Below are 12,724 nucleotides of genomic sequence, written 5' to 3'. Positions count from 1 at the left end.
GGGCCCAAACCGCCAATAAGTCCAATGCCCGACGGCGACGCTCCCCTTTCCGGAGACCGTCGCCGTCGTTGTTTGCCTTTGCGTGAGGCTAGCTGAGGACTGACCGGTAGACGTCCAGCGTGGTCTGGGTGATGGACTCCCAGGAGAAGTGCTCCTCGGCGCGCTTGCGGCCGGCCCGGCCCATTTCGCGTGCACGCGACGGGTCGGACACAACCTCGGTCAGGGCCGCGGCGAATTCAGTGACGAACTTCTCCGGATCCAGCGGCGTGCCCGTACCGTCGGTCACCTGCTCGAGCTCCACCAGCAGGCCGGTCTCGCCGTGGTTGACCACCTCGGGGATGCCGCCGGTTGCACTGGCCACCACGGCAGCACCGCAGGCCATCGCTTCCAGGTTCACGATGCCGAGCGGTTCGTAGATGGAGGGGCAGGCGAAAGCGGTGGCGTGGCTCAGCACCTGGATCAGCTCATTGCGGGGAAGCATGCGCTCGATCAGCACCACGCCGCTGCGCTGGCTCTGCAGCTCCTCGATCAGGCGGGCGGTCTCCGCTGCGAGTTCCGGCGTATCCGCCGCGCCGAGGCAGAGGACCAGCTGGACGTCCGCGGGGAGCTTCGCGGCGGCCCGCAACAGGTACGGGACACCCTTCTGCCGGGTGTTGCGCCCAACGAACACCACGCTGGGGCGGGCGGGGTCGATGCCCAGGGTTCGGATGACGTCATCGTTTTCGTCACGGTTCCACAGGCTGACGTCGATGCCGTTGTGCACCACCTTGACCTTCTCCGGGTCAACCTCCGGGTAGCTGCGCAGGATGTCCTGGCGCATGCCCTCGGACACGGCGATGATTGCGGCAGCCGCCTCATAGGCGGTCTTCTCCACCCACGAGGACAGCGCGTAACCGCCGCCCAACTGCTCAGCCTTCCAGGGCCGCAGCGGTTCCAGGCTGTGAGCGCTGAGCACATGCGGGATGCCGTGCAGCAGCGACGCCAGGTGGCCGGCCATGTTGGCGTACCACGTGTGCGAGTGCACCAGGTCCGCGCCGGCAACGTCCGGAACAATTCGCAGGTCCACGCCGAGTGTCTGCACGGCGGCGTTCGCCGCACCCAGATCCTCGGGCACCGAGTAGGACGTCACGGCGGCGCCATGGTAGTCGGCATCCCGGGGCGCGCCAAAAGCGCGCACCTGAAGGTCGACATGCTGGGCCAGGACCCGGCTCAGCTCGGCCACGTGGACGCCCGCGCCCCCATAGATTTCCGGCGGAAACTCTTTAGTCACAATGTCTATTCGCACGTTACCCAAGGTAGTCGTTACGGTTGAACTGTTCTAGTGTGAAGAAAGTCCGGACAAACCGGATTTTTTGGGGAGATACGAAGGCGTACAGGAGCGACCATGCCGTCAACTAAGAAAGTCCTGGCCATAGTCCTCGCCGGGGGCGAGGGAAACCGACTCATGCCGCTGACGGCAGATAGGGCCAAACCTGCTGTGCCGTTTGCCGGCAGTTACCGGCTCATCGATTTCGCGCTGTCCAACCTCGTCAACTCCCGGTACCTCCAGATCGTGGTCCTGACGCAGTACAAGTCGCACAGCCTTGACCGCCACATCTCCGAGACGTGGCGAATGTCCACGCAGCTCGGCAACTATGTCGCGTCCGTTCCGGCCCAGCAGCGCGTGGGCAAGAGCTGGTTCCTCGGCAGCGCCAATGCGATCTACCAGTCCCTGAACCTGATCCACGACGCCAACCCCGACATCGTCGTCGTGGTGGGCGCGGACCACGTTTACCGCATGGACTTCTTCCAGATGGTCGAACAGCATGTCAAGAGCGGCGCCAAGGCCACCGTGGCGGCCGTCCGCCAGCCCCTCAACATGGCCGACCAGTTCGGCGTTATCGAAGTCGATCCGGAAGATCCCCAGAAGATCGCCGCATTCGTGGAGAAGCCCGCATCCACGCCCGGGCTGGCCGCTGATCCCACCCAGTTCCTGGCCTCCATGGGCAACTACGTCTTCGACGCCGACGCCCTGGTGGACGCCCTCCACGTCGACGCCGAACGGCTGGACACCAAGCACGACATGGGCGGGGACATCATCCCCTACTTCGTCAACCAGGGTCAGGCCGGCGTCTACGACTTCACCCTCAACGACATTCCGGGCTCCACAGAACGGGACCGGACCTATTGGCGTGACGTAGGGACCATCGACTCCTTCTACGACGCCCACATGGACCTGATCTCGCCGCTGCCGGTGTTCAATCTGTACAACTCCGAGTGGCCCATCTACACCCGCCAGAGCATTTCCCCGCCCGCCAAGTTCGTCCGCGGTGACAACAACACCGTGGGAACGGCCCTTGATTCAATCGTGGCCAGCGGCGTGGTCATCTCCGGCGGAATCGTGGAAGGGTCTGTGCTGTCCAACGACGTCTACATCGGCTCTGCCAGCCGTGTCATCGACTCAGTGCTCATGGACAAGGTTCAGATCGGCAAGGGCGCCGTGGTGCGCCGGGCCATCATCGACAAGAACGTCAAGGTCCCCGCGGGAGCGGCCATCGGCCTGGACCCGGACCTCGACCGCGCCCGCGGCTTCAAGGTGACGGATTCTGGCATCACGGTCCTCTCCAAGCACCAGATCGTGCCGGAACCCGACGACGCCGAGCGTGCGCTGTCCGCGGCGAACCTGCACCTGGTTCCGGACGCCGTGAAGGCTGCAACGGAGAACTGGCCCGAGATCCGCAGCTCGGTCGAACACGTGGGCAAGGTTCAGGCCGCCGCCGCTGGTGTTAACTCCCCGCAGCAGGCCGTCCGTTCCTGATCCCCTGTTCAAGCAACGCCCTTGAGGCAGGTCTGACCCTCCACAGGCTGTAAAATCAGATCAATGAGCTCCGCCGATCTGACGCCTGAAGAGATTCAGGCCTGCCTCAAGGTTTTGAACACCATCCACGTCTATGACGAGGAGCACCCTGACTACGTCTCGGTGCGCCGCGCCACCGGCAAAATGTTCAAGGCCGTCAAGCGGCACCGCCGCGTCACCAAGCGAGACCTGATCGCCGAAGCGGACCGCGCCGTGTTGGCCCAGACCGCCACCGCTGCGCCGGACCGGATCGACGACGAGACGCGCGGCAACAAACTCGCCACGTCCGCCACGGGGAACGTCGCAGGCCACCTCATCAGGTCCCGGCCCTGCTACATCTGCAAGCAGCATTACACCCAGGTGGACGCCTTCTACCACCAGCTGTGCCCCGAGTGCGCGGCGTTCAGCCATTCCAAGCGCGATGCCCGCACCGATCTCACCGGCCGGCGCGCCCTCCTGACCGGCGGCCGCGCCAAGATCGGCATGTACATTGCCTTGCGGCTGCTGCGCGACGGCGCGCAGACCACCATCACCACGCGGTTCCCCAAGGATGCCGCGCGGCGCTTCGCGGCCATGGAGGACAGCGGTGAATGGCTGCACCGGCTGAAGATCGTGGGCATCGACCTCCGCGACCCCTCGCAGGTCATGGCCCTCACCGACAACCTCAATGCCGCCGGGCCGCTGGACATAATTATCAACAACGCCGCCCAGACGGTGCGCCGCTCCGGCAATGCCTACAAGCCTTTGGTCGACGCCGAGGACGAGCCGCTCCCAGCAGCCCTGGAGGCAGCCAACGGGGGCCCGGAACTGGTCACCTTCGGCCACGCACACGACAAGCACCCGCTCGCGATTGCCACCAGCGTCACCGAACACCCGGTCCTGGCAGGCGACGCCGTCACGTCCCTTGCCCTGTCCACCGGTTCGGCGTCACTGGAGCGGATCGCCGCCGGAACAGCCATCGACGCCGGCGGCCTGGTCCCGGACCTCGCCACCATCAACAGCTGGACGCAGGTGGTGGACGAGGTGGACCCGCTGGAGATGCTCGAGGTGCAGCTGTGCAACGTCACCGCGCCCTTCCTGCTGGTCAGCCGGCTGCGGGAGGCCATGAAGCGGTCCACTGCGCACCGCAAGTACATCGTCAACGTGTCCGCCATGGAGGGCCAGTTCTCCCGGGCCTACAAGGGACCGGGCCACCCGCACACCAACATGGCGAAGGCGGCCCTGAACATGATGACCCGGACCAGCGCCCAAGAGATGCTGGACTCGGACGGGATCCTCATGACCGCCGTCGATACCGGCTGGATCACCGACGAACGCCCCCACTTCACCAAGGTCCGGCTAATGGAGGAAGGCTTCCACGCGCCGCTGGACCTGGTGGACGGCGCAGCCCGCGTCTACGATCCGATCGTCATGGGCGAGAAGGGCGAAGACCAGTACGGAGTGTTCCTGAAGGACTACAAGTCCAGCCCCTGGTAAATGCTCGCGACTGCTGCCGTCGTTTCGTAGCATGGGTCCATGAACAGGCCATCAGACGACAGCGCACTGCAGGACAGGGCATCACAGGACGGAAAGCTCACCTTCGACCAGTGCTGGGACCTGCTTGCTGCTTCGGTGGTGGGGAGGCTCGCCCTCATCGTGGACGGCCACCCGGAAATATTTCCTGTCAATTTCGTCATCGAGCACCGCAGCATCGTCTTCCGCACCGCGGGCGGCACCAAGCTCTGGCAATCCAGCAAGGAGATGCCCGCTGCGTTTGAGATCGACGGCTACGATGCGGACAGCCAGGAGGCCTGGAGTGTCGTGGCACGCGGCACCACCGCCCTGGTGGACAGCAGTACCGAGCAGGCCGCGGCGGACGCACTGGGCCTGGAGCCATGGGAGCCCGGCGTCAAATCCCATTACGTCCGCCTGTCACTGCAGGTACTGACCGGGCGGCGCTTCAAGGTTACTGCTCCGCACATCTGGTCAACCCGGCTCGAGGACCAGCGCAGGGAGTCGTTCGAGTAGTCAGCCGCCCCGGAAGGCGGCCCGCGGCGGCAGGCTGCCCCGACTCTGGCAGGACAGGGGGCTCGGGCGTAGGCTCTGGTGCATGGCAGCTGACGCGTCGCCCGGCCCCCCTCCGGAGTCCGTGGAACATCTCGAATCCCGGCAGTGCTGGGACCTGCTGAGGCAGGTTTCGGTGGGCCGCCTCGCCGTCTGGGTGGACGACCACCCGGACATTTTCCCGCTCAACTACACGGTGGACCACGGAACGCTGGTGTTCCGGACAGGCACGGGAACCAAGCTTGGCGGCGCGCTGGGCGAAGCCCCGGTGGCGCTGGAGGCCGACGGCGTGGACGCCGTTTCGGGGCTGGCCTGGAGCGTGGTGGTCAAGGGCAAGGCCGCACCGGTCACCGGCATCGAGGAAGTGCTCGATTCCGCCTCGCTCTTCCTCTTCCCGTGGCAGGCGGGACAGAAGGACCACTTCATCCGCATCACGCCGGACTCGATCACCGGGAGGCGGTTCAAGGTCACCGCGCCGCTCACCTGGTGGACCCAGCTCAGCGGCGCGGTGAAGTCCTCACCGGAGTGACTCTCGAGTAGAGCGCACCTCAGACAGTGCGCCTAGGCCAGGCGGGTGATCTCCACGCTCACGCTCAGCTTCGAGCCGCCGCCGCCGGACAGGATGCCCTTCAGCGGAGGCACGTCCCGGTAGTCACGGCCGCGGGCCACCGTCACGTGGAAGTTTCCCGCCGGCTTGTGGTTGGTGGGGTCCCAGCTGCGCCATTCGCCGTCCCACCATTCCAGCCAGGCGTGGGACTGGCCGGCCACCGTCTCGCCGATGTCCGCCGTCGACCGCGGGTGCAGGTAACCCGAGACGTACCGGGCCGGGATACCGCAGCTGCGCAGGGCGCCGATGGCGAGGTGCGCCAGGTCCTGGCACACCCCCTGGCGCTGGGTCCAGGCTTCCTCGGCGTTAGTGGTGACGCCGGTAGTGCCTTTCATATAGGTCATCTCGCCGCGCATCCAGGCGAAGATGGCAAGGGCTGCCTCATGCGGGTTCTTGCCCTCGACTACGCCCGGGATGATGGCCAGGACTTCCTCCCCCGGTCCAGTCAGCTGGGACTGCGGGGCCCAGTCGCTGAACTGGTTGAGCGTCTCCGGGGAGGCGAGGTCGTCCCAGCCCACGATGTCGGCCTCCGACGGCACACGCACCGCGCGGTGGACCTCAACGGTGGTGGTGGCCAGGACTTCCAGATGCTCGTGCGGCATCTGCATGTCGAACGCGGTGACCCTGGTACCCCAGTAGTCGCGGTAGCTGCTGACAGCAGCCTGCGACGGCGTGACCTTCATGGAGGACTCCAGCACCACCTGCTGCGGGTCCGTCAGCGGGGTCATGCGGGCCTCGTTGTAGGACAAGGTGACGCGTCGCTTGTACTTGTAGCCTGTCCTGTGGACGATGCTCAGCCGGGTCATGAAACTTCTCCCACCCAGGCCAGTTCATCCGCCTGATTGAAGTACTTACGGGAAATGGCGTCCGACGCCTGCGCGACTGCCTTCTGGACGCGCTCCATGTGCTCCGGAAGCTCGGACATGAGGTCATCCGTGCGGTGGAACTCCAGGAACGTGCGGGCCTGGCCCACAATCCGCCGGGCGTCGTTGATGAAGCCGACGCGCTGGGCCGAGGGGTCCAGCTTGGCCAGGCACTCGTCGGCGTCACTCAGGGCGTAGACGATGGACCGCGGAAACAGTCGGTCCAGCAGGAGGAACTCGGCCGCGTGCTGGTCGCCGAAAGCCGCGCGGCGGGTCCGCAGGAAGGATTCGTAGGCGCCGGCACAGCGGAGCATGTTCACCCAGGACATGCCTGCGGAGAGGACGTCGCGGGTGGAGAGCATCCGGGCGGTCATGTCGGCCCGCTCCAGGGAGCGGCCCAGCGCCAGGAAGAGCCAGCTGTCGTCGTGGCTGACGGTGGTGTCGGCCAAGCCGCTGACCATGGCGGTGCGCTCGAGCACCCAGTGGCAGAAGCGGTACGTGCCCACCACGTCCTTGCGGTGCTGGTTCAGCCCGTAGTAGGTGGTGTTCAGGCTTTCCCAGAGGCCGGAGGAGACCGTCTCGCGGGCGCGCCTGGCGTTCTCACGGGCGGCGCCGAGGGACCCCGCAATCGAGGTTGCGCTGTGCTTGTCGTAGGCGAGGGCGTGAAGCAGTTCCTCCAGCCCAAAATCCTCGCTCTGGGGGCGCGCCCCCATGACGCCGAGGAGCTCGCGGGCAACGCTGCGCCGCTCTTCGGTGGGCAGGTGGTTCAGGCGCTCCAGGTGCACGTCGAGGATGCGTGCCGTGCCATCGGCCCGTTCAACGTAGCGGCCGATCCAGAACAGGGACTCGGCAATTCGGCTAAGCATTTGCGGTTACCTCCTGCGCGTCAGAAATCTGCTGTTGCTGCTGTTCCGACTGCCGGTCCCGCCAGTTGCTCTCGACCGGCCAGACGGAGACCCGCTCACGGACGGTGATCGACTGCTGCGGCAGCCGTTCCACCGGCACCTGCGGGGAACCAGCCAGGACCCAGGTGTCCTTCGACCCGCCGCCCTGGCTCGAATTCACGATCAGCGACCCTTCCTTGAGGGCCACGCGGGTCAGACCGCCGGGCAGCACCCAGACGTCGTCGCCGTCGTTGACCGCGAACGGCCGGAGGTCCACGTGCCGTGGGCCGAACTTGTCGCCGCTGAGGGTGGGCACGGTGGACAGCTGCAGCACCGGCTGCGCGATCCAGCCGCGCGGGTCGGCGATGACGCGCTTGCGCAGCGCCTCAAGCTCTTCTTTGGACGCGTCCGGGCCGATGACCAGGCCTTTGCCGCCGGAGCCGTCAACCGGCTTGACCACGAGTTCGTCCAGGCGGTCCAGGACGTGCTCGCGGGCTTCCTTCTCCTCGAGCCGGAAAGTGTCGACGTTGGCGATCACCGGTTCCTCGCCGAGGTAGTAGCGGATCAGGTCCGGGACGTAGCTGTAGACGAGTTTGTCGTCAGCCACGCCGTTGCCCACCGCGTTGGCGATCGTGACGCCGCCGGCACGGGCGGCGTTGACCAGGCCGGGGCAGCCGAGCATGGAGTCAGAGCGGAACTGCAGGGGGTCGAGGAAGTCGTCGTCGATACGCTTGTAGATGACGTCCACGCGCTGTTCGCCGGCGGTGGTGCGCATGTACACCCGGTTGCCGCGGCAGATGAGGTCGCGGCCCTCCACGAGTTCCACGCCCATCAGGCCGGCCAGGAGGGTGTGTTCGAAGTACGCGCTGTTGAAGACGCCGGGGGTCAGCACCACCACTGTGGGGTCGTCCACGCCCGACGGCGCCGTCTTGCGCAGCGCCGAAAGCAGCCGGCGCGGGTATTCCTCCACCGGGCGGATGAGCTGCTGGCCGAAGGCTTCCGGCAGGCCCTTTGCCATGGCCCTCCGGTTCTCCAGCACGTAGCTCACGCCGGAGGGCACGCGGACGTTGTCCTCCAGGACCCGGAACGTTCCGGCGGCGTCGCGGACCACGTCGATGCCGGAGATGTGCACCCGCACGCCGCCGGCCGGTTCGAAGCCGTGCACGGCGCGGTGGAAGTGCGCGCTGGTGGTGATCAGCTGACGCGGGATCACGCCGTCGGACACCACGGTCATTTTGTCGTAGACGTCGTTCAGGAACGCCTCGAGGGCCCGGACCCGCTGGGCCACACCGCCTTCCAGCACATCCCATTCGTCGGCGGGGATGACGCGCGGCACGATGTCCAGCGGAAACGGGCGCTCCTCCCCCGCGAAGTCGAAGGTCACACCGCGGTCCAGGAACGTCCTCGCCATCGAGTCCGCCCGCGCGCTGACGTCTGCCAGGGACAGCTCCCGCAAGGCGCCCGCAACCTGGCCATACGACTGGCGTGCCTTTTGCCCGGGGGCAAACATCTCGTCGTAGGCGCCGGTGCGGCCGGCAGCCTCGGAGTAATCCTGGAATAGGTCAGACATGGTCATTAGCCAACCACCTTTTTGTTGCGAATTCATTTCCCGTCCCGCCCTGGCGTGTTGGCGGGCTTCCGGTTGGTCTTTGGCGGCGGCGTCCGGCAAGGTTGGGAGGTGCCAGACTTCCGACTTCCGCCACCGCTGCTGCTGCAGTTGCGCGGGATGACGCATCAGAACTTTACCCGGATTCTGCCCGGCCTGCTGACCGCCGTCGTCGCCCTGGCCTTCGCCTTCGCAATACACGCCGCCGTGCCCGCGCTGCCGGCCATGACCCTGGCCGTGGTCCTGGGCCTGCTGGCGGCCAACCTGCCCTGCACGGGGGTGTGGACGGCCGGCCGGGCGCGGCCCGGGCTGGACTTCGCCGGCAAGCACCTGATGCGCGGCGGCATCGTGCTCCTGGGGCTGAAGGTGAGCCTCTCGGACGTGCTGGGCCTCGGCTGGCTGGCCCTCCTGCTCATCGCGGCGGTCGTGGTGGTCAGCTTTGCCGGCACCTATGGGATTTCCCGGCTGTTCCGGCTTCCGGCCGACACAGCCCTGCTGATCGCCACCGGATTTTCCATCTGCGGCGCCTCGGCGATCGGCGCGATGGCGGCGGTGCGGCGGATTAGCCACCGTGACACAGTCCTCCCGGTCGCGCTCGTAACGCTGTGCGGGACGCTGGCCATCGGCGTGCTCCCGCTGCTGGTCCATCCGCTGCAGCTGAGCGCCGGGGCCTTTGGTGCGTGGACCGGCGCCTCAGTCCACGACGTCGGGCAGGTGGTGGCCACGGCGCAAACCGCGGGTCCGGCGGCACTGGCCCTCGCCGTCGTCGTCAAACTCACCCGTGTGATCCTCCTGGCGCCGATGGTGGCCTTGGCCGGGGCAGAGCAGCGGATCCGGCACCGACGTGAGGCAGGCGCCCGGGCCGGCGGCCCCGCGGCGGGCAAGCCTCCGCTTGTCCCACTGTTCGTCGTTGGCTTCATCGTGATGGTGGCGCTCCGCTCCAGCGGCTGGCTCTCCGGCGGCTGGCTGGAAGCAGCGGCCTGCCTGCAGGACGTGCTGCTGGGTGCTGCCCTGTTTGGCCTGGGATCAGCGGTGCGGATCCGCACCCTGCTGCACACCGGTGCCCGCGCCGTGCTGGCCGCCTTTGCGGCGTGGCTGCTGATTGCCGTCCTGGGGCTGGCCGCTGCGCTGCTCATGGTGCAGTAGCTGCCCGTGGTGCAGTAGCCCGCGTGATTCAATAGCGTGGTGTCGAATCAGAACCTCCAGCGCAACGAAGCGGCAGAGCGGTCCGCCCTGGTCACCACCCACAGCTACGACGTCTCGCTCGACGTCCGCAGCGCAGCGGATCCGGACACGGCCGGCTACACCAGCCGCAGCACCATCGCCTTCTCGGCGGCGAAGCCGGGCGCATCCACCTTCCTGGACTTCATCGCCGGGGACGTGCACAGCGTGGTCCTGAACGGCGTGGAACTGCCGGTGCCGGACGTGGTGGACGGGGCACGGATCCGGCTGGACAACCTGCAGGCCGAGAACAGGGTGACGGTCACCGGAACTGCCCTCTACAGCAGTTCGGGCGAGGGCATGCACCGGTTCTTCGACCCCGCCGACGGCCAGTGCTACCTCTACACCCAGTACGAGCCGGCCGATGCCCGCCGGGTCTTCGCGAACTTCGAACAGCCCGACCTCAAGGCCCGGTTCACCTTCTCCGTCACCGCCCCGGCCGGCTGGCAGGTGGCCTCCAACGGTGCCGAGGCAGCGCGCTTGCCCCTGACGGAGGACGACGCCGCGGCCCGCTGGGACTTCGCCCCCACCCTGCCCATGTCCACCTACATCACCTCAGTTTTGGCCGGCCCATACTTCAAGGCCGAGGACCACTGGAGCGGGACGGACGCCGGCGGGACCCGCCTTGACGTGCCGCTGGCACTTTACTGCCGGGCCTCCATGGTGCCCTCGTTCGACGCCGCCGAGCTGTTCAGGCTCACCAAGCAGGGCCTGGACTTCTTCAACCAGCTCTTTGACTACCCCTATCCGTGGGGCAAATACGACCAGGCTTTCGTCCCGGAGTACAACCTCGGGGCCATGGAAAATCCCGGGCTGGTCACCTTCACGGAAAACTATGTGTTCACTTCCCGGGCCGCCGACTCGCAGTACCAGGGCCGTGCCAACACCCTGCTGCACGAGATGGCGCACATGTGGTTCGGTGACCTCGTGACCATGCAATGGTGGGACGACCTGTGGCTGAAGGAATCCTTCGCGGACTACATGGGCACCCTTGGCGTGGACCGCGCTACGGACTGGGACACGGCCTGGGTCAACTTCGCGAACAACCGCAAGGGCTGGGCGTACGTTCAGGACCAGCTGCCCACCACCCACCCCATCGTGGCCGACATCCCCGACCTCGAGGCGGCCAAGCAGAACTTCGACGGCATCACCTACGCGAAGGGCGCCTCCGTCCTGAAGCAGCTCGTGGCCTACGTTGGCTTCGACGCCTTCATTGCGGGCTCCCGGCAGTACTTCAGGGAGCACGAGTACGGCAACACCACGCTGGCTGACCTGCTCGGCGCACTGGAGAGCTCCTCCGGCCGGGACCTCACCACCTGGGCCCGGCAGTGGCTCCAGACCTCAGGGATCTCCACGTTGAGCGCCGAGCTCGAGACAGCTGAAGCGCCGGACGGAACTGAGACCCTCGGGCGGGTCACGCTCCGGCAGGACGGGCCCGATCCAGTGACCGGCCGGCAGGAGCCGCGCCCGCACCGGCTGCGCCTCGGGCTCTACAACTTCGACGCCGCCGGCATGCTGGTCCGGACGGATTCGGTAGAGATTGACTTGGCCGGCGCGGCCGAGGAAGTCACGGCTCTGTCCGGAAGGGCCCGGCCGGCCCTGCTCCTGGTCAACGATGAGGACCTGAGTTATGCCAAGGTGCGGCTGGATCCGGCCTCCGAGGCCACCGTCCGTTCCTCCCTGGACCGGGTCAGCGACCCCATGGCACGTGCGCTGTGCTGGTCCGCGCTGTGGAATTCTGCCCGGGACGGCATTACACCCGCATCGCAGTATGTGGACGCTGTCCTCCGCTTCGCTGCCGCCGAGTCCGGAATCGGCGTCCTGCTGAACATCCTGGGCAACGCCACCATGGCTCTTGAACAGTACGTTCCGGCCACTGGCCGTGAAGCACTGCGGAAGTCCTTTGCCGAGGGCGCGGCACGGGAGCTACGCGCGGCGGAGCCAGGATCCGACCAGCAGCTTGCCTGGGCCAGGACACTTGCCACGGTCAGCCGCACGGACGGCAGCCAGTCCGGACTACTGCGCGGGCTGCTGGACGGCAGTGAGCGGGTGCCCGGACTGTCCGTGGACGCCGAGCTCCGCTGGAGCCTGTTGCACGCCCTGGCGGCCCGTGGCCTGGCCACGGAGCAGGAGCTCGGCGCCGAGCTGGCCAGGGACACCACGGCCTCCGGGCGGGCAGGCCATGCCACGGCGCTGGCGGCCCGGCCCGAGGCGGCCGTGAAGGCCGCGGCCTGGGAAGCAGCGGTCCACGGGACGGAGCTCTCCAACCAGCTGCTGAGCGCTACCATTGCCGGGTTCAACACCGCCTCCGAAGAACTCCTGGACCCGTTTGTGGAGCCCTACTTCGAGTGCCTGCAAACGGTGTGGGCGGAGCGGAGCATCGAAATCGCAAGCCGAATCGTCCGCGGTCTCTACCCGGCCGTCCGGGACCTGGGCCAGGCCGGGACCCCGGAGGACCATGCGGTGGTGGCACGCACCGACCGCTGGCTGGCAGAACACGCGGACGCCCCGCGTGCCCTGCGCCGGATCATCATCGAAGAGCGGAGCCACCTGCACCGCTCGCTGGCCGTTCAGGCACTGTCGGTGAAAACCTCATCGACTGCTCCGTAGGTGCCCTTATCACCCCTCAAAAGGGCACCTACGGAGCAGTCGGCGGGTTCGTCC

At 67.1% G+C, this 12,724-nt stretch carries 10 protein-coding genes; 6 read left to right on the top strand and 4 right to left on the bottom strand.

The features are described 5' to 3' along the window. Positions 1-88: 88 nt before the first annotated feature. On the bottom strand, positions 89-1,285 hold the full coding sequence (glgA, locus tag LFT45_RS11635; RefSeq protein WP_236803356.1) for a glycogen synthase: 1,197 nt from the start codon (positions 1,283-1,285) through the stop codon (positions 89-91). Positions 1,286-1,384: 99 nt separating this feature from the next. Between glgA and glgC the strand changes: the two genes are divergently transcribed. The 4 genes from glgC (at position 1,385) to LFT45_RS11615 (ending at position 5,408) form a co-directional block, all read left to right on the top strand. Next, positions 1,385-2,797 carry a glucose-1-phosphate adenylyltransferase gene (glgC, locus tag LFT45_RS11630; protein ID WP_236803355.1) on the top strand — a complete coding sequence of 471 codons (1,413 nt, stop codon included), beginning with the start codon at positions 1,385-1,387 and terminating at the stop codon, positions 2,795-2,797. 63 nt (positions 2,798-2,860) lie between these two features. Then, positions 2,861-4,312 (top strand): SDR family NAD(P)-dependent oxidoreductase, encoded by a 1,452-nt coding sequence (locus LFT45_RS11625; RefSeq protein WP_236803354.1) that lies wholly within the window; start codon positions 2,861-2,863, stop codon positions 4,310-4,312. A 39-nt stretch (positions 4,313-4,351) separates the two neighbouring features. Further along, positions 4,352-4,843: a pyridoxamine 5'-phosphate oxidase family protein gene (locus LFT45_RS11620; protein WP_236803353.1), complete on the top strand. Its 492-nt coding sequence runs from the start codon at positions 4,352-4,354 to the stop codon at positions 4,841-4,843. A gap of 82 nt (positions 4,844-4,925) precedes the next feature. Further along, entirely contained in the window at positions 4,926-5,408 is a 483-nt protein-coding gene (locus LFT45_RS11615) for a pyridoxamine 5'-phosphate oxidase family protein (protein ID WP_236803352.1), read from the top strand. Between the two features lie 32 nt (positions 5,409-5,440). On the opposite strand, the gene LFT45_RS11610 is transcribed toward LFT45_RS11615, so the two are convergent. Genes LFT45_RS11610 through LFT45_RS11600 form a run of 3 tightly spaced genes read right to left on the bottom strand, consistent with a single transcriptional unit; the run spans position 5,441 to position 8,803 of the window. Continuing rightward, positions 5,441-6,292, bottom strand: coding sequence for a transglutaminase family protein (locus LFT45_RS11610; protein WP_236803351.1), 852 nt, complete (start codon positions 6,290-6,292; stop codon positions 5,441-5,443). Further along, positions 6,289-7,215, bottom strand: a complete 927-nt coding sequence (locus LFT45_RS11605) for an alpha-E domain-containing protein (protein ID WP_111904779.1) — start codon at positions 7,213-7,215, stop codon at positions 6,289-6,291. Before LFT45_RS11605 ends, LFT45_RS11610 begins: the two co-directional genes overlap by 4 nt. Further along, the gene (locus tag LFT45_RS11600; RefSeq protein ID WP_236809314.1) at positions 7,208-8,803 is read right to left on the bottom strand and encodes a circularly permuted type 2 ATP-grasp protein; all 1,596 of its coding nucleotides are present in this window, start codon (positions 8,801-8,803) and stop codon (positions 7,208-7,210) included. The genes LFT45_RS11605 and LFT45_RS11600 overlap by 8 nt, the downstream gene beginning before the upstream one ends. Positions 8,804-8,959: 156 nt before the next feature. Between LFT45_RS11600 and LFT45_RS11595 the strand changes: the two genes are divergently transcribed. Then, on the top strand, positions 8,960-9,985 hold the full coding sequence (locus LFT45_RS11595) for a YeiH family protein (protein ID WP_236809312.1): 1,026 nt from the start codon (positions 8,960-8,962) through the stop codon (positions 9,983-9,985). A 39-nt stretch (positions 9,986-10,024) separates the two neighbouring features. Further along, the gene (gene pepN / locus LFT45_RS11590; RefSeq protein WP_236803350.1) at positions 10,025-12,670 is read left to right on the top strand and encodes an aminopeptidase N; all 2,646 of its coding nucleotides are present in this window, start codon (positions 10,025-10,027) and stop codon (positions 12,668-12,670) included. Positions 12,671-12,724 lie beyond the last annotated feature (54 nt).

The sequence above is a fragment of the Arthrobacter sp. FW305-BF8 genome, assembly GCF_021789315.1.
Lineage (GTDB): Bacteria > Actinomycetota > Actinomycetes > Actinomycetales > Micrococcaceae > Arthrobacter.
Note: the sequence above shows the minus strand (reverse complement) of the source record. Positions and strands in the feature narration are given on the sequence as shown.